22 protein-coding genes and 1 pseudogene are annotated in these 19062 nt (G+C 60.9%); 10 read left to right on the forward strand and 13 right to left on the reverse strand.

Going from position 1 to position 19062, the window contains the following annotated elements; translation table 11 throughout:
* Positions 1-3: 3 nt before the first annotated feature.
* Both J3P76_RS18235 and J3P76_RS18240 read left to right on the forward strand, forming a co-directional pair.
* Positions 4-2058, forward strand: a complete 2055-nt coding sequence (locus J3P76_RS18235; RefSeq protein ID WP_434701067.1) for a S9 family peptidase — start codon at positions 4-6, stop codon at positions 2056-2058.
* Positions 2059-2188: 130 nt separating this feature from the next.
* Positions 2189-2662, forward strand: a complete 474-nt coding sequence (locus J3P76_RS18240) for a cyclic nucleotide-binding domain-containing protein (RefSeq protein WP_420766683.1) — start codon at positions 2189-2191, stop codon at positions 2660-2662.
* 72 nt (positions 2663-2734) lie between these two features.
* On the opposite strand, the gene J3P76_RS18245 is transcribed toward J3P76_RS18240, so the two are convergent.
* Entirely contained in the window at positions 2735-3019 is a 285-nt protein-coding gene (locus tag J3P76_RS18245) for a hypothetical protein (RefSeq protein ID WP_434675222.1), read from the reverse strand.
* A 76-nt stretch (positions 3020-3095) separates the two neighbouring features.
* On the opposite strand from J3P76_RS18245, the gene J3P76_RS18250 reads away from it, so the two are divergent.
* The 4 genes from J3P76_RS18250 (at position 3096) to J3P76_RS18265 (ending at position 5333) form a co-directional block, all read left to right on the forward strand.
* A complete protein-coding gene (locus tag J3P76_RS18250) occupies positions 3096-3782 on the forward strand; it encodes a spermidine synthase (protein ID WP_039593339.1) in 687 nt (228 codons plus the stop codon).
* A gap of 48 nt (positions 3783-3830) precedes the next feature.
* Positions 3831-4205 carry a YajD family HNH nuclease gene (locus J3P76_RS18255; RefSeq protein WP_434701068.1) on the forward strand — a complete coding sequence of 125 codons (375 nt, stop codon included), beginning with the start codon at positions 3831-3833 and terminating at the stop codon, positions 4203-4205.
* Between the two features lie 202 nt (positions 4206-4407).
* The gene (locus J3P76_RS18260; RefSeq protein ID WP_420766685.1) at positions 4408-4878 is read left to right on the forward strand and encodes an RNA methyltransferase; all 471 of its coding nucleotides are present in this window, start codon (positions 4408-4410) and stop codon (positions 4876-4878) included.
* Between the two features lie 77 nt (positions 4879-4955).
* The gene (locus J3P76_RS18265; protein ID WP_434610137.1) at positions 4956-5333 is read left to right on the forward strand and encodes a YgaP family membrane protein; all 378 of its coding nucleotides are present in this window, start codon (positions 4956-4958) and stop codon (positions 5331-5333) included.
* A gap of 121 nt (positions 5334-5454) precedes the next feature.
* Here the strand turns inward: J3P76_RS18265 and J3P76_RS18270 are convergent, their stop codons facing one another.
* Both J3P76_RS18270 and J3P76_RS18275 read right to left on the reverse strand, forming a co-directional pair.
* Complete coding sequence (locus tag J3P76_RS18270) at positions 5455-6684, reverse strand: hypothetical protein (RefSeq protein WP_434701069.1); 1230 nt, start codon at positions 6682-6684, stop codon at positions 5455-5457.
* Positions 6685-6719: 35 nt separating this feature from the next.
* Positions 6720-7169 (reverse strand): YcgN family cysteine cluster protein, encoded by a 450-nt coding sequence (locus J3P76_RS18275; protein WP_420766688.1) that lies wholly within the window; start codon positions 7167-7169, stop codon positions 6720-6722.
* Between the two features lie 159 nt (positions 7170-7328).
* On the opposite strand from J3P76_RS18275, the gene J3P76_RS18280 reads away from it, so the two are divergent.
* Positions 7329-7922: a nitroreductase family protein gene (locus J3P76_RS18280; RefSeq protein ID WP_434610131.1), complete on the forward strand. Its 594-nt coding sequence runs from the start codon at positions 7329-7331 to the stop codon at positions 7920-7922.
* A gap of 121 nt (positions 7923-8043) precedes the next feature.
* Here the strand turns inward: J3P76_RS18280 and J3P76_RS18285 are convergent, their stop codons facing one another.
* From J3P76_RS18285 to J3P76_RS18320, 8 genes and pseudogenes are all read right to left on the reverse strand, one after another.
* A complete protein-coding gene (locus tag J3P76_RS18285) occupies positions 8044-8976 on the reverse strand; it encodes a D-2-hydroxyacid dehydrogenase (protein WP_434650226.1) in 933 nt (310 codons plus the stop codon).
* 122 nt (positions 8977-9098) lie between these two features.
* Positions 9099-9392: a YcgL domain-containing protein gene (locus tag J3P76_RS18290; RefSeq protein ID WP_420766691.1), complete on the reverse strand. Its 294-nt coding sequence runs from the start codon at positions 9390-9392 to the stop codon at positions 9099-9101.
* The gene (gene rnd / locus J3P76_RS18295) at positions 9389-10522 is read right to left on the reverse strand and encodes a ribonuclease D (RefSeq protein WP_420766692.1); all 1134 of its coding nucleotides are present in this window, start codon (positions 10520-10522) and stop codon (positions 9389-9391) included. Before rnd ends, J3P76_RS18290 begins: the two co-directional genes overlap by 4 nt.
* A gap of 121 nt (positions 10523-10643) precedes the next feature.
* On the reverse strand, positions 10644-11285 hold the full coding sequence (locus J3P76_RS18300) for a class I SAM-dependent methyltransferase (protein WP_434610123.1): 642 nt from the start codon (positions 11283-11285) through the stop codon (positions 10644-10646).
* Between the two features lie 64 nt (positions 11286-11349).
* Positions 11350-12999: a phosphoethanolamine transferase gene (locus J3P76_RS18305; RefSeq protein WP_434701070.1), complete on the reverse strand. Its 1650-nt coding sequence runs from the start codon at positions 12997-12999 to the stop codon at positions 11350-11352.
* 162 nt (positions 13000-13161) lie between these two features.
* Positions 13162-14535: a glutamine synthetase family protein gene (locus tag J3P76_RS18310; RefSeq protein ID WP_434562852.1), complete on the reverse strand. Its 1374-nt coding sequence runs from the start codon at positions 14533-14535 to the stop codon at positions 13162-13164.
* Between the two features lie 372 nt (positions 14536-14907).
* Positions 14908-15273 (reverse strand): 5-carboxymethyl-2-hydroxymuconate Delta-isomerase, encoded by a 366-nt coding sequence (locus tag J3P76_RS18315; RefSeq protein WP_420766696.1) that lies wholly within the window; start codon positions 15271-15273, stop codon positions 14908-14910.
* Positions 15274-15345: 72 nt separating this feature from the next.
* Positions 15346-15555, reverse strand: a pseudogene (locus J3P76_RS18320) (hypothetical protein); the annotation flags it as partial.
* A 238-nt stretch (positions 15556-15793) separates the two neighbouring features.
* On the opposite strand from J3P76_RS18320, the gene J3P76_RS18325 reads away from it, so the two are divergent.
* The 3 genes from J3P76_RS18325 (at position 15794) to J3P76_RS18335 (ending at position 17396) form a co-directional block, all read left to right on the forward strand.
* A complete protein-coding gene (locus J3P76_RS18325) occupies positions 15794-15985 on the forward strand; it encodes a YegP family protein (RefSeq protein WP_434675226.1) in 192 nt (63 codons plus the stop codon).
* 135 nt (positions 15986-16120) lie between these two features.
* Entirely contained in the window at positions 16121-16927 is an 807-nt protein-coding gene (locus J3P76_RS18330) for an AraC family transcriptional regulator (protein WP_420766698.1), read from the forward strand.
* A gap of 100 nt (positions 16928-17027) precedes the next feature.
* Positions 17028-17396, forward strand: a complete 369-nt coding sequence (locus J3P76_RS18335; protein ID WP_434701071.1) for a cupin domain-containing protein — start codon at positions 17028-17030, stop codon at positions 17394-17396.
* A 9-nt stretch (positions 17397-17405) separates the two neighbouring features.
* On the opposite strand, the gene J3P76_RS18340 is transcribed toward J3P76_RS18335, so the two are convergent.
* Positions 17406-18152, reverse strand: coding sequence for a phytanoyl-CoA dioxygenase family protein (locus J3P76_RS18340; protein ID WP_434675229.1), 747 nt, complete (start codon positions 18150-18152; stop codon positions 17406-17408).
* Between the two features lie 12 nt (positions 18153-18164).
* Positions 18165-18953: a methyl-accepting chemotaxis protein gene (locus J3P76_RS18345; protein ID WP_411829982.1), complete on the reverse strand. Its 789-nt coding sequence runs from the start codon at positions 18951-18953 to the stop codon at positions 18165-18167.
* Positions 18954-19062 lie beyond the last annotated feature (109 nt).

The raw sequence follows: 19062 nt of genomic DNA on the forward strand, positions 1-19062 counted from the left end.
TCCATGCCCCGATCTGCCCACGTTACCGATGCCCCGATTGCCCGCAAGGCCCCTGGTATCGACCCGTATGCCTGGCTGCAAGACCGCGACACCGACGCCGTGCTCGATTACCTAAAGGCTGAAAACAGCTACCAGGAGGCCCTGCTTGCCGACCAGGCTGAACTGCGCGAAACGCTGTTCCAGGAAATCAAGGGACGGATCCTCGAAACCGACCTGTCCCTGCCCTCGCCCTGGGGTCCCTACCTGTATTACACCCGCACCACGGCGGGCGACGAATACCCGCGCCACTACCGCTGCCCGCGTCCGGCCGACGACAGCCTGACCGTGGATGAAAGCCATGAACAGCTGTTGCTGGACCCGAACGCCCTGGCCGGGGGCGGATTCTTTGCCCTGGGCGCGTTCAGCATCAGCCCCGATCACCAACGCTTGGCCTACAGCCTGGATACCACGGGTGATGAGATCTACACGCTGTTCGTGAAGGAATTGTCCAACGACAGGGTCAGCGAACTGTCCTTCGAAAACTGTGATGGCAGCATGACCTGGGCCAACGACAGCCTGACGCTGTTCTTTGGCGAACTGGACGACACCCATCGCCCGCATAAGCTGTTTCGTTATCGTTTGGACGGCACCGCCGCCGAAGAGGTCTTCCATGAGCCGGACGGGCGGTTTTTCCTGCATTGCTACCGCTCCAGCTCGGAAAAACAGTTAATCCTGTCCCTGAGCAGCAAGACCACGAGTGAAGTCTGGGTGCTCGACGCGGCGCAGCCGCAACAACCGTTTACCTGCGTGGCGCCACGGGTGGAAAACCATGAGTACGACGTCGACCACGGCTTGCTCGATGATCGTTGGACCTGGTTTATCCGCAGCAACCGTGACGGCATCAACTTCGCGCTGTACGAGGCCGTCGACACGGGCGAGGCGCCGACCGAGGCCGACTGGCAGAACCTGATCCCCCACAGCGACACGGTGATGATCGACGGCCTAAGCCTGAACGCCATGGCCATGACCTTGAGCTTGCGCGAAGGCGGCCTGCCGATCATCGAAGTTCACCCACAGGGATCGCCGACATATCGGGTGCAACTTCCAGACGCGGCCTACAGCCTGCACGTACAGAACAGCCTGGAATTCGTCAGTGAGCGCATCCGCCTGCGCTACGAGGCACTGAATCGCCCGGCCCAGATCCGCCAGTTGGACCTGGCCAGCGGCAACCAGGTCGTGCTCAAGCAAACCCCGGTATTGGGTCCGTTCGATGCCGACGCCTATGTCAGCCAACGGCTTTGGGCCACGGCACCGGACGGCACGCAAGTGCCCATCAGCCTGGTGGTCAAGCGCGAGGCCCTGGGTCGGCCAGTGCCGCTGTATCTGTATGGCTACGGCGCCTATGGCGAAAGCCTCGACCCGTGGTTTTCCCATTCACGGTTGAGCCTGCTGGACCGCGGCGTGGCGTTTGCCATCGCCCATGTGCGCGGTGGCGGTGAACTGGGCGAAGCCTGGTATCGCGCCGGCAAGCAAGAGCACAAGCACAACACCTTCAGCGACTTCATCGCCTGCGCCGAACACCTGATCGCCAATGGCTTCACCACCGCCGGCCAGTTGGCGATCAGCGGCGGCAGCGCCGGTGGGCTATTGATCGGCGCGGTGCTCAACCAGCGCCCGGAGCTGTTCAAGGTCGCGATCGCCGAAGTGCCGTTTGTCGATGTTCTCAACACCATGCTCGATCCCGAGTTGCCATTGACGGTGACCGAATACGACGAATGGGGTAATCCCGAGGAGCCGCAGGTCTATGATCGGATCAGGGCCTACGCCCCGTACGAAAACGTCCGCGCCCAGGAATATCCGGCGATGCTGGTGATCGCTGGCTACAACGACAGCCGCGTGCAGTACTGGGAAGCGGCCAAGTGGGTCGCGAAGCTGCGGGCCACCAAGACCGACGACAACCTGCTGCTGCTCAAGACCGAACTGGGCGCCGGCCATGGCGGCATGAGCGGTCGCTACCAGGGATTGCGTGACGTAGCGCTCGAATATGCGTTTGTGTTGAAGGTTTTGGGAGTGGCCTGAGGAACTCTGTGTGAAGGCCGGGTCTTAGCTCCATGCGCTGGGCCCGGATTTGACACAATCCTCTGTGGGAATTGGCTGATACCCAAGCACTCCAAAACCGCAACGAGCACAAGAAAAAGACCGTGACGACATGTCAGAACCGACCTTACTGAACAACCAAATCCGCGATTGGCTGATGGACTGCGGTCTGTTCGACCAACTGCTGCCCGTCGACTTCGCCGCCGCATCGGGTTACTTCAGCATCAGCACCGTCGCCGAGGGCGAGGCGATTTTTCGCGAGGGCGATGCCGGCAGTTTCATGTGCATCCTTCATACAGGGCAGGTGGCCGTGCAGAAAACCGGCCCCGACGGCCAACCCGTGACCATTGCCACACTGCGCAGCGGCAGGGCGTTCGGCGAAATGGCCGTGCTCGACGGCGAACGGCGCTCGGCCAGCTGCATCGCGGCCACTCACTGCCAATTGCTGAACCTGGGGAAGGACTCATTGGAAAAAATGCTCAACGACGCACCGAAGGTCGCCGCCAAGATCATCCGCGCCCTCGCCGTCTCCCTCTCCAAGCGTCTGCGCATGGCGGATGGACAGCTGCTGTCGCAGCAGGTCTAGCCCCTAGCTGAAACACAGACCTGTGGGAGCGAGCAAGCTCGCTCCCACAGGGGATGGCGTCGTATTCGCAATCTACCCCCCCGGTGACTTGGCCTTCTCCGGCTTCGGCTCCATACCCGGTATCGGCTGGTCCTTGGGCGGCCTGGGCATTTCGATGGGCGGCAACAGGGGCGGGCCGTTTCCTGGCGCCACCTTTGGGACGCCGCTGGGCGTAACCGGCGGATACGGCACGGGCGTGGCGGTGCCGGGAGAGCCGGGAATGCTCGGCGGCGCGACCGGAATCGTCGGTTGTTGGGCCTGGGCGCAACTTATCGAGAGCGTCACCAGCGCAATGGCCGTTAGAATGATGCACTTCATCAATGGCTCCGTGGCTATTGTCTGCTTTCAGGCTAGCCCCTGCCGGGCCGGTCTGCTTCTTCTCCATGAGATTTCCATGAAACGTTTTGTTCTGCTCGACACCACGCCTATCCCCGACAACGGCGGCGCCTTGTGCCTGTTCGAGTATGGCGAGGACTTCGTCATCAAGATCCAGGGCGGCGACGGCGGGCAACTGATGAACACCCGCATGCACGGTTCCGAAGACGCCTTGGCCGAGATCCCCTGCCGCAAGGTCGCCGGTCGCCCCGGCTCGCGCGTGCTGATCGGCGGGCTTGGCATGGGCTTTACCCTCGCCTCGGCCCTCAAGCATTTGGGCAAGAGCGCTGAAGTGGTGGTGGCTGAACTGGTGCCAGGCGTGGTGGAGTGGAATCGTGGCCCCTTGGGCGAAAAAGCCGGGCGACCGCTGTCGGACCCACGCACGGTGATCCGCCTGGAGGACGTTGCCAAGGTGTTGCAAGCCGAACCTCAGGGGTTCGACGCGATCATGCTGGATGTCGACAACGGCCCCGAAGGCCTGACCCAGAAAGCCAATAGCTGGCTGTATTCGGCCGGTGGCCTGGCCGCCTGCGCCAAGGCCCTGCGGCCCAAGGGCGTACTGGCCGTATGGTCGGCCAGCGCCGACCGGCAGTTTTCCGACAAGCTGAAGAAGGCCGGTTTCAAGGCTGAAGAGGTGCAGGTGTTCGCCCATGGCAACAAAGGCACCCGCCACACCATCTGGATTGCCGAGAAGCTCAAGGGCTGAGCTAAACTCTATCCAACCGTCATCAGTCTTTTCTACAAAGGTGAACCCATGAGTTCGTCCACCCCGCCGTCCAACACTGCCAAGCTGGACCGTATCCTCGCCGACGCCCAGCGCGACCGGGAGATGGGCTACCGCGACAAAGCCCTGAAAATGTACCCCCACGTCTGCGGCCGCTGCGCCCGTGAATTTTCCGGCAAGCGCCTGAGCGAACTGACCGTTCACCACCGCGACCACAACCACGACAACAACCCGCAGGACGGTTCCAACTGGGAACTGCTGTGCTTGTATTGCCACGACAACGAGCACTCGCGCTACACCGACCAGCAGTATTTCGGCGACGGCTCCCTGAGTACGCCGAAGACTGCCAAGGCGACCCACAACCCCTTCGCCGCGTTGGCGGGGTTGATGAAAAAAGACGAGTGATTGGCATCACCGAAGAATCTTTACAGGCTGCAAGGCCGCCATCGCGAGCAGGCTCGCTCCCACAATTTTTTGAACGCCAAAAAATCCAATGTGGGAGCGAGCCTGCTCGCGATGACGATCGAACGAACACCACACATCTCGAACCTGACCACCCTCCCCCATTCCCCGTATAATCGCGCCTTTTCCCAAAGGCACCCCGTCCGTGGCCAACAAACGCTACAGCTGCATCGGTCTGTTCAACCCCAAGTCACCGGAAAACGTCGGTTCGGTCATGCGCGCCGCCGGCTGCTACGGCGTGGCATCGGTGTTCTACACCGGCAAACGCTATGAACGCGCGGCCGACTTTGTCACCGACACCAAGAAAGTCCACTACGACATCCCGCTGATCGGCATCGACGACTTGAAAAAGATCCTGCCCCTGGGCTGCGTGCCGGTGGCCGTCGAACTGGTGGAAGGCGCCCGTCCGTTGCCCGAATACACCCATCCGGACCGCGCCTTGTATATCTTCGGCCCGGAAGACGGCTCGCTGGACAAAGACATCCGCGACTGGTGCGAAGACGTGATCTACATCCCCACTCATGGCTGCATGAACCTGGCGGCCACGGTCAACGTCGTGCTGTACGACCGGATGGCCAAAGGCAACAACACGCGCTCGGGACCGCAATTCCGCTGACCGGCGGGAAATTCCATGGAACGACGGATTCGCTCTGGCAGTCAGCTTTATACAAATTCCCACACTGGAGACAGATCATGAGCGATAACAATCCGTTCGGGCCGGTTGAAACCACCCCCTTCCAATCCCACAGCCCCCAGAACGTTCACGGCTGGGAGCGCATTGGTTCATTGGCCGGCGGGGTGCTGATGATGGGCAAGGGTCTGCGTCGCGGCGGGGTGATCGGCCTGGCGCAACTGGCAATCGGTGGCATGGCCCTGGCGCGCGGCATCACCGGGCATTGTTCGGCCAAGAGCATGCTGGAAAGAAATCGTCAGCATCTGCATGACGCCCGCGCCCGCATCGAACAGGCCGGCGACGAACTGAGCCGCATGAAGGCCAATGCCGAGGCGGCGACTGGCACGGCTACCGTGACCGGGAATGATTCGTTGGTTTCGCCAAAGGCTGGGCTCTGATTTTTTTCAGTGCCGCTGATGGCCTCATCGCGAGCAGGCTGGCTCCCACATTGGATTTGTGGTGTTTACAAGAACCCTGTGGAGCGAGCCTGCTCCGGGCGGCGTTTCTACGATAGCGGTATTACTGAAGTAACCGGGTATCCAGAACAGTTGAACCACCACCCAGAATGCTCTCGCTGAGCTGCACAAATTCCTCGGTGTCGACCGTTTCCAGGCGCATCGCCGCCTGCAGCACATCATCGAGCGAGCGCTTGTTGCGCGTCTTCAGGCGAATCTCCCGGTCCAGCTCCTGTAACAACAGCACCGCCCTGGACACCATCGCGGGGCTCATCTGCTCGCCGCGCAGCGTGGTGACGCCCTTGCTGTCCCGGGCGAGCCGATCGTTCAGGGCCTGATAACGCTCATCGCTCATGCCTCCGGCTCGGCGCAGCAATTCGATGGCGTAGTATTCATTGAACCCTTCGCTGATCCAGTCGCTGCGATCATGATCGTTGATACGCGCCAGCACCTGCATCAACTCGCGCAGCAAAGGGCTGCTGCCTCGCTCGCTGACCAACGGTGGGCGGCTATGCAGATAAATCGATTCGCGGCCGGCCTGGGCGCCACGCCACAACGGATCGCCAGCGCCGACAATCAGCAACTTGCCGGGATGACGCGGCACCACCGCCTGGACCTGCGGCCAGACAAACGTCAGCAGTGTCAGTACGTCCATCCTGCGCATGCCCTGGCCCTTGGGCGAAGTCACCGTCACGTCGGTCTCGCCCAGGCGCGTGCGGCGACTGCCGAGCTTGCCGGCAAGCATCCAACCGGTGGGGCGATCGAAGAGGCGAGATGGATTATCGATACGAAAGCGTTGCTTGCCGATACGCGGCCAGGCCGTCTCGATGCTTTGCCAGCCGCCCGGCAACTCGAACGCCAGGCGCGACACCAGCTCAACGCCGTCCTGCTGGTCCAGCTTCGCCGGCGGCACCAGGGCGTCGCCGCGCAGCAGCGCCCAGCCAGGGGTCATGCGGGTTTCGAAAGAGCCGTTCTTGCGCGACTCGCTGATGCGTACGCGGTAAGTCAGGCTCGCCTTGTCAGCAGCGGGACGCCAGACGCCTCGCGACGCCTTGCCGGATGTGAGCTGCCATTGGCCGTCCGCCTTGAAATCGCTGTAGCGGCCATCATCGCCGAGGTCAAAATCCAGGCTGCGCACCGCCGAGCCCCGCGCGAGGGTCAGGCGCACTTCAGCCTGGTCGCTCTGCGGCAACAAATGCACCTGATAATCCAGATCGACTTTCTGCGCCGCCCACAGCGGCCCGCACACCGCCAGCAGCCCCGCCGCCAGTGTCTGTCTCAATCCTGAAGCCATGGGCGCTCCCGTGATGCGATGCGATGTCTTTTGATTCAACCAGCGCGGAAAATCAGATGATCTTCCCAATCTTCTTCAGCCACGCTGCCTTCGGCCAGCATGCGCCCCGACTGGGAAATGCGCTCGTGATGCACGGCATCCCGGTCGCCACAGACCAAGTGGTGCCACAGCGGCAAATCCTTGCCCTCGCTGACCAGGCGATAACCGCAGGTCGGCGGCAGCCATTTGAACTCGTCGGCCTTGCCCGGCGTAAGCTGGATGCAATCGGGAACGAAGTCGCGGCGGTTGGGGTAGTCGGTGCACTGGCAGGTCTTCAGGTCCAGCAGTTTGCAGGCGATGCGCGTGTAATAGACGGCGTTGTCGTCTTCGTCCTCGAGCTTTTGCAGGCAGCACAGGCCACAGCCATCGCACAACGATTCCCACTCCTGCGGATCGAGCTGATCGAGGGTTTTGCGTATCCAGAACGGTTCGACTTTGGCGGCCATGGCTCGAGCATCAACATCACGTGGTGAAAAGGCCGACAGTCTAGTGCCGAGGCCTCGTGAGGCCAAGCATTGGCGACTGTCGGTAGAAGGGACTTGTCAGGCCACACACCGAGACGTAGGTTGCGTCATCAGATTCCCTGACCTAGCCAAGGTGAACCCATGAGCGCCAACTCCCGCATTGCCGACTACGCGATCCATCCCCAATTCATCGAACGCTGGTCCCCCCGCGCTTTCACCGGCGAACATATTGCGGAAGAAACCTTGCTGAGTTTCTTCGAAGCTGCGCGCTGGGCGCCTTCGGCCTACAACTCACAGCCGTGGCGCTTCCTTTATGCCCGTCGTGACACGCCGAACTGGGAGCGTTACCTGGGCCTGCTCAACGAGTTCAACCGTGGCTGGGCCCAGCACGCCTCGGCGCTGGTGATCATTGCCTCGAAAACCACGTTCGCGGTGCCCGGCGCCACCGAAGAAACCCCGGCGCAATGCCACACCTTCGACACCGGCGCGGCGTGGGGCCATCTGGCGCTGCAAGCGAGCCTAAGCGGCTGGCATACCCATGGCATGGCCGGCTTCGACCAGGAGCTGACCCGCAAGGAATTGAAAATCCCGGACGGCTACGCCCTGCATGCCGCCGTGGCGATCGGCAAGCTGGGGGATAAATCCACCTTGGCCGACTACCTCCAGGCCCGCGAAGTCCCAAGCCCGCGCCGACCGTTGAGCGAACTGGTGGCCGAGGGGGATTTCACTCTCTGAGCGTCACAAGCAACAGTGGGAGCGAGCTTGCTCGCGATGGCGTCAGGCCAGTCACTTTTGATGGCAACTGACACACCGCTATCGCGAGCAAGCTCGCTCCCACAGTTTGATCGGGGCTTGCTCAATAGCCCCGACTGAAATCCACCTCCCCACGCAGCGCTTCGCCAGCCTGGTAAGCGCGCAGGTTCTCCAGGAACAGCTGCACCATCATGGACGGCGAGGTCGGTGCCGAGCTATGCCCCGTCAACAGCAAGCCCCAAGCCGTCCAGAACGGATGGCGCTGCGGCAACGGCTCCTGGCGACACACATCGATCACCGCCCCGGCCAGGTGCCCGTCCTTCAAGGCTTGCACCAGGTCGGCATCAACCACGGCCACGCCACGGCCGACATTGATAAACAAACCGGTGGGCTTGAATTGCTTGAACAGCGCGGCGTCGTAGATGTCATGGGTATCCGGCGTGTTCGGCAGCAGGTTGATCACATAATCCATCTCGCCCACCAACCGCGGCAAATCCGCCAGCGCACCGACTTCGATAAACGGCGCCAACTCACGGGCTTCACTGGCGATGCCGTACAACTGCACGCCAAACGGCACCAGGAACTGCGCCACGCGCTGGCCGATATCGCCGGTTCCGACGATCAGCACCTTGCGCCCCGCCAGGCTTTGCCCCTGGCGGTTGTCCCACTTGCGCTCCACCTGGCTGACCAGCCGAGCCAGCACCTCGCGCTCATGCCCCAGCATGTAGGTCAATACATATTCAGCCATCACTTGGCCAAAGATGCCCACTGCGCGGGTCAGGCGGTACTCGCGGGTCAGGCCCTCGGCCAGCAGCGGCGTGATGCCCGCCCACGTCGATTGCAACCAACGGGGTCGATGGCCCTGACGCAACAGCGTCGCCAATAGATCAGGCTGGCCGAGCCAGACCGGGCAGTCGGTGGCAAGCCGCGACAGCTCGGCGGAATCGCCGCTGGTCAGCACTTCGATATCGGGTGCAGCCTGACGCAGGAGCTGGGCATAGACCGCGTGGTCGTGTTCGGCAATCAGAACGCGCATGAATCAAACCTTTCAAAAACAGTGCAGACGACCGCTGACAGAGTATCGCTCCATCCTTGCGGCCAATCGCCAATAATCATTTTTCGTTTTCAACAGGCGCCTGGACAGGCGCCCGGGCATCGTCAGACCGGATCGTTGCGTCGCAGCAACTCTTCAGGCAGATGCTCGATGTACTCATCTTCGGCCGGTGGCATTTGCAGGTGATAACCCTGGGTGTCGAGGTTCTCCAGCACCTTGCCGATGTCCTCCCGGGACAACTGGCGCTCCGGGCTCAATACCAGGTCGAATGCGTGGATGGCCTTGCCGAATGCCGCCATCAACGGTTCCGGCACACGGGCCAACGCGTCGCTCTTGAGCACGTACAGGTACATCTCGTTTTTCTTCGAGCTTCGGTAGATGGAGCAAATTCGTTTCAAGGCTGTTCTCCGGCGGTGGCCAGGCTGTCGAGCAATGCCTGGCCCATCAACTCGCGGCGCCAGCCACGCAGCGAATCGGGCAGTTGGTAAGGGCCCTCGGGAAAGCCACTCTTGATCAGGGCTTCGAGGGTTTTCTTGCGCAGCATCAATTCCGGGGCGATGCCCAGGCGCTCGGCTTCGGCCTGTCCCAGTGCCTTGAGACGCTTGAGCAGCGCCGAGGCCTCGATGGGCAAGGGTTCAGCCACGGCGGGCGGCCACTGTTCGGGCGGCACGCTGCCCGCGCGCTTGATCAGGTCCAGCAGGAACTCACCGTCCTGACGCACGGTACGCGGATGCATGTCTTCGATTTTTGCCAGCGCAGCGAGGTTATCCGGCTGCGTGCGGGCCAGGGGCCACAACGAGTGCTCGCGAATGATCCGGTTGCGCGGCAAATCACGAGCCCTCGCCTCGCGCTCGCGCCAGGCACACAGTTCGCGCAGCACGGCCAACTGCGCGCGGGACAGTTTCCAGGCCAGCTTAGCCTCGCGGTAAACCTCGTAGGGGTCCACTTCGCGACGCAGGTTGGCGACCAGTTCGGCGCCGTCTTCCAGCACCCAGGCGTATTTGTCGTCGCAAAGCTTGGGACGCAGCTCTACAAAGACTTCCGCCAGATGCACCGCGTCCTCCGCGGCGTAGCTGATCTGCGTCTCGGACAAGGGTCGCTGCAGCCAGTCGGAGCGCGTCTCGCCCTTGGGCAACTCGATGCCCAGCACCTCCTGCACCAACCGCGAGTAACCCATGGAAAAACCCAGGTTCAGGTAGGCGGCGGCCAGTTGGGTGTCGAACAGCGGCGCGGGCAGGCTGCCCGTCAGGCGTAGCAGGACTTCCAGGTCTTCGCTGCAGGCATGAAGCACCTTGAGCACAGCCGGATTTTCCAGCAGCGCGGCCAAGGGCTGCCAATTGTCGATGCTCAAGGGGTCGATCAGGTACGCACTTTTACCATCGCCAATCTGCAGCAAGCCGGCGATGGGATAGAAGGTGTCGACCCGCATGAATTCGGTGTCGAGGGCGACGAACGGCAACTGTTGCCATTCGGCGCAAAACCGACCGAGGCTATCGTTGTCGCGAATCCAGTGAATATCGATGGCCACACGGCTCTCCCTTGAAGAATGGCGCGCAGTATATATCGCCGTCGGCGATTGCGAGCATCTACGGAGCAAGAGCTTGAGAGAAATCGCCTACGCAATCGCAAGAATAGTCCTACATCAGAACTTAACTGGCCTTGCGTAATACATAAACCCGTCTCAAGGCGAAACCCGGAAGGAAATCCTGATACCACAGCACACTGAAACCGGCTTCGACAAACTCCCCTTCGACGTCGTTCTTGCCAGCCAGGATTCGCCGCCCAGGCTGGCCGAGCTTGAGACGCCCTTCGATCCGGACCGACACGACCACCGTATCGCGGCTGACCCGATGAAACTCGCGCAACAAGGCCTGGCGATGTTCGCTGGCCTTGATGTGCTGAAACAGTTGCAGGCAGAAAATGCAGTCCACGGCGTTGGCTGACAGCCCAAGGGTAAACGCCGAACTGGGGAAGGTCTTGACCCGCTTGAGCAACGCACCACCGTGGTGGCTGCGTGCGTGATCGAGGGTGTCCGGCGAAGGGTCCGCCGCCAGGATGACCCGGTTGGCATGTTCGGCCAACACCGGCCAGAACCGCCCGGCTCCACACGCGACATCCAACACCAGCCCAGGCTCACCGGCCACTTTCATGGCGTTGCGCACTAATTGCTCGTCACGCCAGAAGGTCAGGCGTAAACGGCGGGGCACCGGCTGGCGACAGATTTGTGCATGCTCTTGGTCATGCTGCCTGGCGAATTCAAGCTCGACGGTGGATGGGGGTTGCCCGGACATACTTACGCTCATGGAAGATTCGACAACAGCTTAAACAACGCCAGGTGAAAAAAAGGTGTAGGAATCATTCCCGGGCAAGCACGCCATCGATCACCGCTCCCCGGCAATTGGCAAACAGATCGAGGTCCGGGTTGTAGGCCTTGCTGTTGACTTCCAACAGCCCAATCATCGAATGAAACAAGTTGTCCTGGCTCAGGGGCTTGTCCCGACTCAGTTGCAAGCAATGGGTGTCGACAGCAAAGGACTTCTGATAGCTATCGGAGAACCATGCCAGCATCGCCACATGTTTCTGTTGCTCCGGCGCTAGCATGTAGGGCGTGCCATGGAGGAACAGGTTGTACTCGCCCAAGGATTCGCCATGGTCCGACAGGTACAGCATGGCCGTGTCGACTTTGTCCTGGTTGGCCCGCAACAGATCGATCAGCGTCGACAACACGTGGTCGGTGTACACCAGCGTGTTGTCGTAGCCGTTGACGATGCTTTCGCGGCTGCAGTTGTTCAACGCGTTGCTTTCACACACCGGCGTGAAATGCTCGTATTCCTTGGGGTAGCGCTTGAAGTATTCCGGCCCATGGCTGCCCATCTGATGCAGTACCAGCACGGTGTCCTTGTCGAGGCTGTCGATGAAGTGCTGCAAGCCCTGAAGCAGGATTTCATCACGGCATTCACTGTTGGCGCACAGGGCCGGGTCCTTGAGATTACTCACGTCCTGCACCGTGACCCGATCACAGGTGCCTTTGCAGCCGGACTGATTGTCGCGCCAGATCACGTCCAGCCCGGCGTGCTTGAGCACGTCGAGCAACCCCTCTTCGTTCTTGGCCTTGCTCGCGTCGTAGTTCTTGCGCCCCATGTTGGAAAACATGCAAGGCACTGACACGGCGGTTTCGGTGCCACAGGAATGCACGTCGGTGAAGGCGATCAGGCCGGCCTCTTTGTCCAGTTGCGGCGTGGTATCACGGTTATACCCAAGAATGCCGAAGTTCTCGGCACGGGCGCTCTCGCCCACGACCAGCACAGTGAGGGATTTTCGTGGATGGGTTTGCCAGGCGGGGTTGCGACTCGCATCCTCGCCCAACGTGATGAACGGTTGCTTGGCCGATGCGACCTGCTCGCGCAAATAGCCGATCGACGCACCGATGTAGTTGCTCGGCACGACCATCAAGTGCAACTCGTGATGATTGCGAAACAACGACGCCAAGCCCTGGTAGTTGACCAACGCCACCCCGCCGAGCACGGCAATCGTGACCACGGAGACCACAAACTTACTTAACAACTCCTTGGGCCAGCGACGATATTTTATCGGTGTCTTGAATAACAACCAGGCTGGCAGGACACCCAACGAGAATAAATAGGCAAACAACTTGAACGACAACAGGTCGCGAACTTCCGTGGCATTGGTTTCGGCAAAGTTGCGCAACATCCCGGCATCGATCAACACGCCGTACTCGGCCATGAAATATGCCACGCCAGCGCTGATCATAAACAGCGCCATCAACAACGGCTTTAGCAGCGGCCGGAACGCCAGCAGCGTGAGCACCAGGTTGAACGCGCAGAACACCATCACGCCAAACGCCAGGCACAGCAGCGCACCGTGCCCATCGGATGCGGTTATGGTGAGCAGATGCTGCCAGAGGATCAGATTGAAACCCACTAACAAAAAGGCACTGGCGGCCAGCGTCACCCACTCGGGGCGCACGGCTTTGATAGTCAGCATGATGGGTGGAAACTTCCTGAAAAGTTGCTCTAAGAAAGAAAAGCGCCGCAAGGAAAATGTGAAAATTCATTCCCTACGGCAGCACAAACTTTAGGTAGCCCACCATCAATTTTTCGTGAAAAAGTTGCCGTTAAATAATTATTTAGATCTTCCTGAACGCCCTCAGGCCTGGTTCAGGTACCAACGCCAATCCTGCTCGCCGACCTCACCCATGAACTGGCGATACTCCGCACGTTTGACCGCCAGGTAGACACCGAGGAACGCCTCCCCAAAAGCGTCCCGCGCCCAAGTGGACGCCTCCAGGGCGCGTAAAGTCGTGAGCCAGTCGGTGGGCAATAATTGGGTGGCCTGGGCATAGCCGTTGCCTTCGACAGGCGCACCAGGATCAGACTGTCCACGGATGCCCCGATGGATGCCAGCCAATATTGCCGCCGCAGCCAGGTAGGGGTTGGCATCGGCGCCACAGATACGATGCTCGATGTGCCGCGAGGACGCCGGGCCGCCGGGCACCCGCAAGCTGACGGTGCGATTGTCCACGCCCCACGTCGCCCCCAGCGGCGCGTAGCTGTTGCTTTGAAACCGACGGTAGGAATTGGCGTTCGGACAGAACATCAACAGCGAGTCGAGCAACGTTTCGAGCATACCGCCCACCGCTTGACGCAGTAACGGCGTGCCATCGGCGGCTTCGCTGGCAAACAGATTGTTGCCATCCCGGTCCGCGAGGCTGACGTGCATGTGCAGGCCAGATCCCGCCAGATGCTCGAATGGCTTGGCCATGAAACACGCCGCCATCCCATGTTTATGGGCCACGCCCTTGACCAGTCGTTTGTAGCGCACCGCTTCATCCATGGCTTGCAAGGCATCGGCACGGTGTTCGAGGGTGATTTCCACCTGCCCCGGAGCGTATTCGGAAATGGCTGTCCGGGCCGCAATGCCCTGCAGTTTGCAGGCCGCATAGAGATCGGCGAGAAAGGGCTCGATCTGCTCCAGTTCACGCAAGCCATAGACCTGGGTATGGCGCGGCCTGCTGCCGTCGGCGTCCCGCGCCGGTTGGGGCCGGCCCTCGCTGTCGCGCTGCCCATCCAACAGGTAGAACTCCAGCTCCGCCGCCATCACCGGGTAATAGCCGTCCGCCTGCAATTCATCGATGACCCGGCCGAGCAGATGGCGGGGATCGGCGATGGCCGCCGGCATGCCCTCCTGGGGATGCATGGCCACTTGCACCGCGGCGGTGGGAATCTGCCGCCAGGGCATGCGTTGCAAGCTGCCGCTGATGGGATAGGCCCGGCAATCAATGTCGCCCACATCCCAGACCAGGCCGGAATTCTCCACGTCGTCGCCATTGACGGTCAGCCCCAGAATCGTGCTGGGCAGTGGCCGGCCACTTTGATAGACCGCGAGCAATTCGTCCCGATGCAGCCACTTGCCCCGGGGCACGCCGTTGTTGTCGACGATAAACAATTCGAACAGCTCGATATCCGGGTTTTGCGCCAGGAACGCCTGGGCCTGTTGCTCGGATGCAAAAGAAAGATTCATGGAGACACTCGTATATTCATGTCGGACGGGCGACCAGGCGCCGTCAGGCTGTACTCGCCAGCGACGAGCACAGTTCAAGGATCAACAGGAAATACGAAGGTCTGGGGGACGCGCATGGCGGCAATGCCAGAGCGCCCAGAACGCCAGTTCACAGGGCAGCGCGCAGGATGAAGGTGCGATGGCAGGTATGCGACCGCCAGCCGCCCCCTCAGCGGTGAGTGGTGGGTATGCAGGGCCTGCGGGCCAACCGTCCATAGGGATATCACAGGAAATGTTCGGTTCAAGCGTCACACGACGCCATTGACCGTTAAACCATCATTTAGCGGAGTCTGGATCGACTCGCGCTAAACAATCGCACCGCTCGAACAGACATTAAAAACCGATGGCAGCCTTGGCGTACGGGCCACGGTCGATATCCAGCAGTTCCACGCACAACTGCACGCTAACGCCGGCGGGCCAAGGGCCCAGGTCCTGAATTACCACCAGCAGGCTGTCTGCCAGCTGTTTTTTGATTTCCGGTGAACGGCCGCTCAGCAAGGCCAGTTTCACATGCACGAAAGCCCGCTCCCCCATGCCGGTTCCTACGCGGAACGTCTCGAGCTTCACGGCCCGGCTCTTGATGTCGAACTCGGCAGCGAACTGCCCCGAGGCTACCAGCGCATTGTTCAAGCGCAACAGCGCGACATCAGCGTTCAGCTCGGTCAGGTTGGCGGTGTACTCCATGTGCAAGTGAGGCATGCGTTCGACTCCGATTCGAAAAAAAGTGATTGCTGGAATGGATTGGCGCAACCATACCTCGACTTTGTGCTTTCAGGCAGGATTTGTTTCGTCCATCGCTCCCATGCGCTCGCTCATGAAGGCCTCCAGCCGGGAACTCAACCAGCGCTCCGCCGGATCGTTGTCGACATGGCTCAGCCAGACCATGGACAGGTCCAGCGTCGGCGTCTTGAAGGGAAATGGCTCGCTGAACAAGTGACCGGAAGCGGCCATGGCCGTGGCGGTGTAGTCCGGCAGGCTGGCGGTTACGCTCCAGCATCAACGTTTCAAAGACGACCATGAGGTTGATGTCGGCCTTGCGCAATTCGTTGCGGTTCATCCTTTCGCTCCTGGTTATCAGTTTGAGCAGCGCTGAAATTCGCTGAAATATCCCATCATCATTGGAAACGTTTTCCCCATAGCGAAAACGTGCAGCTTGGCTAGGCTTGCGACGACATGTCCAGAACATGTCTTGAATGAATAAATCGCAGGGAGCGAACCGATGTATTTTGAAATCTACCGACAGACCCGAGGAACCCCAAGTACCGGACGAGGCCAGTGGCGCTGGCGCCTGAGGGCCGGCAATAACGAAACCATCGCCAGCGGCGAGTCCTATGTGAACAAGGCCGACTGCCTGCACGTTATCGGATTGATCAAAAGTGCCCACGGCGAGACGCCCGTAAAGGAAATCTGAAGCCGTCCATGGGCGGCGGATGCGCAAGCTGCTCTGCACCAGAGCAGCTTTACCCGAACTTGAATTGAGTTTTTTGCTGCGACGCGAGCTGGCAGGCGGGTATCGTGTGCAGACAACAGCGAGAGGTCGGAGCTCATGAGTCAATTCAGTCACCGTCGCGACTGGCTGATGCGTGCGCCTGAATCGAGGAAACTGGAACGCATCGAGGCCTATTTCAGCGGTCATGGGTATAACACCCATCGGCATGACACCTATGCCATCGGCTTCACGCTTTCCGGCGTCCAGAGCTTCAATTACCGGCACAGCAAGCGCCATAGCCAGCCCGGCGGAACCATCGTCCTGCACCCGGACGAGGTGCATGATGGGGAGGCCGGAACGATCGATGGCTTTCGTTACCGGATGTCCTACATTGAGCCCGCGTTGATCCAACAAGTGTTGGGCGGCAGGTCACTGCCCTTCATCGAAGGCGGACTTTCGAACGATCCACGACTCAACATAGCGACCCGCCGGTTATTGGCCAGCCTCGAGCATCGTCTCGATCCACTGGAGGAAGAGGATGCCATCTACGACCTGGCCCAGGCGCTCGCCGTCGCGTCAGGGAGCCGACGAGGCCGCAGGCTGCTTGACTACCCTGCTGCGGAACGCGCGCGGCTGTTCATTCATGATGCCCTTGACCAACCCATTACCCTCGATGACCTCGTGCAGGCCAGTGGCCGGGACCGATGGAGCCTGTCGCGGGACTTTCGCGCCTTGTACGGCACCAGCCCCTATCGCTACATCACCCAACGTCGATTGAGCGAAGCTCGTCGCCTGGTATTGCACGGCATGCCCTTGAGTGAAGCGGCGCTGGCCTGTGGCTTTTTCGACCAGAGCCACATGACGCGGCTCCATACCCAGGCCTTTGGTCTTTCACCGGCACGCTGGCTGAAAATGCTGCGCTGAAGCCCTGCGCCCCTCCAGCGGAAAGCTGCACGATCATCCAATACCCGCGACGATCCAGCCCCTAACGTAGCACTCACTTTCAATTGAGGAGCGTACCGCGATGAATCATTACTCCCCCATTAACTTCGAGCAGAAATACGCGCTGTTCCATGAGCAATGGGCACCCAAGGTTGTCGCCGAGATGAACGACTACCAGTTCAAGATTGCTCGTCTCGAAGGCGATTTTATCTGGCACACCCATGCCGATACCGACGAAACCTTTATCGTGCTGGAAGGTGAACTGCGCATCGACTTTCGCGACGGCGCCGTCATGATTGGCCCGGGCGAGATGTATGTGGTCAAGAAAGGCGTCGAACACAAACCCAGTGCCGAGCGGGAAGTGAAGTTGTTGTTGATCGAACCGCGGGGCGTCATCAACACGGGGGAGCAAATCAATACGCGAACCGCAGTCAATGACGTCTGGATCTGACCGGGCAGCTCAGTCGTATTCCGCTTCCTGGTGATCGCCAAGCAGCCGTCGCTGGCGAGGCGTCGCGGCGGCCAGTACTGCGGGGTTGAACTGCCACTGAAGATAAGGCGAGAACTTCTGCGCAACCATCCGCCGACCGTAATGCACTTGGAGCATGTACCGCGTGCGGTCGGCGGTCCGGTTGTCGCTGCCGGCGTGCCACAACTCACTTCGCAGTACCAGAACATCGCCCGCCCGGCACAACACTGGCTGCGCCGAACGTCCCTGCCACTGCGTTTCGCCCGCCGCAGGCGCCCGGCCCGCCTTGTGGCTGCCGGGTATTACCCGTGTCGGGCTCAGGTCAGCATCGATGTCATCAAGGTAAAACTGTGCGGTGAACACCTGCATCGGCAGTTCGAAACCGGGGTCGGCCAACAGGGCGGGCGGCAGCTCCATGGGCAGGTAATCCAGATGCAGAGGCGCGCCGATAAAACCGGGATGGCAGCGCCAGGCTGTCTGCCCGATGATATGGCAATCATCTCCCAAGGCGGCCTCGGCAAGCTCGATAACTGCGCTCACGTCCAGGTACGGCAACCAGAACGGATCCCTGTTGAAAACGCATTTGTAATGATCGATGACGCCGCTGTAATCCCAGTGCTGAGGCTTCAGCAAGTCGATAGCGCGACGCAGGTCGGCGACCTGCCCGGCGTCCAACACACCGGGCATCAGGACAAAGCCGTCCTGATGCAAGGCACGTAGAAGGTCGTCAGTCGCCACGACACCACCTCCTCAGGTGCGGAAGCGGCCGGTCAGCTCTGCGAGATTCCTCGACAGATTCGACAACTGCTGGCTGGCATGCATGCTTTGGGCAGAATTGGCGGCCGCTTCGTTGGAAAGATCGCGGATATCGGAAATATTGCGGGCTATTTCCTCGGTGACGCTGCTTTGTTCCTCACAGGCATTGGCGATCTGCGCGGCCATGTCGTTGATCCGCTGGATCGAACCGCCGGTACCGCTGAGCACCTGATCGACACCTGCCGCACGCTCCACGCTGTCCCGGGCCTTGCTACTGCCCACATGCATGGCTTGTACCGCCTTGGCGACGCCGCTCTGCAAGCGCTCGATGCGAACCTGGATGTCCTTGGTGGAGTCCTGGGTGCGGGCCGCGAGCGCCCTCACCTCGTCGGCCACCACGGCAAAACCACGGCCCTGCTCACCGGCCCGAGCGGCTTCGATGGCAGCATTCAGCGCCAACAGGTTGGTCTGCTCAGCGATGCCACGGATCACCTCGAGCACGGCACCGATACTGGAGGTCTCCTGGGCCAGTGCCTCGATCGTACCCGAGGCGCTCTCCACTTCCTGGGCCAACTGGCGGATCGACTCGATGGTGCTGCTGACCACCTCGGCGCCATCGCGAGATTGACTGCTCGCCTGTTGCGCTGCATCCGAAGCACTTACCGCGTTGTGCGCCACTTCATGCACCGCCGCGCTCATTTGGGTGGCGGCGGTACTGACCTGATCGAGCGCGGCATGCTCGCTGCTGATCAACCGATCGTTCGTCGCGGCCATATCGGCCATGGCCCGCGCGGCGGAATCGACCTCGCCGGTCACCCGCCCTACTTCGGCAATCAGCGGTTGCAGCTTGTCGAGGAAACGGTTGAAGGCGCTGCCGAGTTGTCCCAGCTCA

The organism is Pseudomonas sp. D1-36, from assembly GCF_051132205.1.
Lineage (GTDB): Bacteria > Pseudomonadota > Gammaproteobacteria > Pseudomonadales > Pseudomonadaceae > Aquipseudomonas.

What these genes read in the sequence shown, in the direction of transcription:
- J3P76_RS18245 (WP_434675222.1), bottom strand. Translation starts at nt 3,019, where the DNA reads ATGAAGTGCATCATTCTAACGGCCATTGCGCTGGTGACGCTCTCGATA.
- J3P76_RS18265 (WP_434610137.1), top strand. Translation starts at nt 4,956, where the DNA reads ATGAGCGATAACAATCCGTTCGGGCCGGTTGAAACCACCCCCTTCCAA.
- J3P76_RS18325 (WP_434675226.1), top strand. Translation starts at nt 15,794, where the DNA reads ATGTATTTTGAAATCTACCGACAGACCCGAGGAACCCCAAGTACCGGA.
- J3P76_RS18300 (WP_434610123.1), bottom strand. Translation starts at nt 11,285, where the DNA reads ATGTCCGGGCAACCCCCATCCACCGTCGAGCTTGAATTCGCCAGGCAG.
- J3P76_RS18305 (WP_434701070.1), bottom strand. Translation starts at nt 12,999, where the DNA reads ATGCTGACTATCAAAGCCGTGCGCCCCGAGTGGGTGACGCTGGCCGCC.
- J3P76_RS18255 (WP_434701068.1), top strand. Translation starts at nt 3,831, where the DNA reads ATGAGTTCGTCCACCCCGCCGTCCAACACTGCCAAGCTGGACCGTATC.
- J3P76_RS18335 (WP_434701071.1), top strand. Translation starts at nt 17,028, where the DNA reads ATGAATCATTACTCCCCCATTAACTTCGAGCAGAAATACGCGCTGTTC.
- J3P76_RS18285 (WP_434650226.1), bottom strand. Translation starts at nt 8,976, where the DNA reads ATGCGCGTTCTGATTGCCGAACACGACCACGCGGTCTATGCCCAGCTC.
- J3P76_RS18315 (WP_420766696.1), bottom strand. Translation starts at nt 15,273, where the DNA reads ATGCCTCACTTGCACATGGAGTACACCGCCAACCTGACCGAGCTGAAC.
- J3P76_RS18330 (WP_420766698.1), top strand. Translation starts at nt 16,121, where the DNA reads ATGAGTCAATTCAGTCACCGTCGCGACTGGCTGATGCGTGCGCCTGAA.
- J3P76_RS18275 (WP_420766688.1), bottom strand. Translation starts at nt 7,169, where the DNA reads ATGGCCGCCAAAGTCGAACCGTTCTGGATACGCAAAACCCTCGATCAG.
- J3P76_RS18280 (WP_434610131.1), top strand. Translation starts at nt 7,329, where the DNA reads ATGAGCGCCAACTCCCGCATTGCCGACTACGCGATCCATCCCCAATTC.
- J3P76_RS18270 (WP_434701069.1), bottom strand. Translation starts at nt 6,684, where the DNA reads ATGGCTTCAGGATTGAGACAGACACTGGCGGCGGGGCTGCTGGCGGTG.
- J3P76_RS18345 (WP_411829982.1), bottom strand. Translation starts at nt 18,953, where the DNA reads ATGGCCGATATGGCCGCGACGAACGATCGGTTGATCAGCAGCGAGCAT.
- J3P76_RS18250 (WP_039593339.1), top strand. Translation starts at nt 3,096, where the DNA reads ATGAAACGTTTTGTTCTGCTCGACACCACGCCTATCCCCGACAACGGC.
- J3P76_RS18240 (WP_420766683.1), top strand. Translation starts at nt 2,189, where the DNA reads ATGTCAGAACCGACCTTACTGAACAACCAAATCCGCGATTGGCTGATG.
- J3P76_RS18310 (WP_434562852.1), bottom strand. Translation starts at nt 14,535, where the DNA reads ATGAATCTTTCTTTTGCATCCGAGCAACAGGCCCAGGCGTTCCTGGCG.
- J3P76_RS18235 (WP_434701067.1), top strand. Translation starts at nt 4, where the DNA reads ATGCCCCGATCTGCCCACGTTACCGATGCCCCGATTGCCCGCAAGGCC.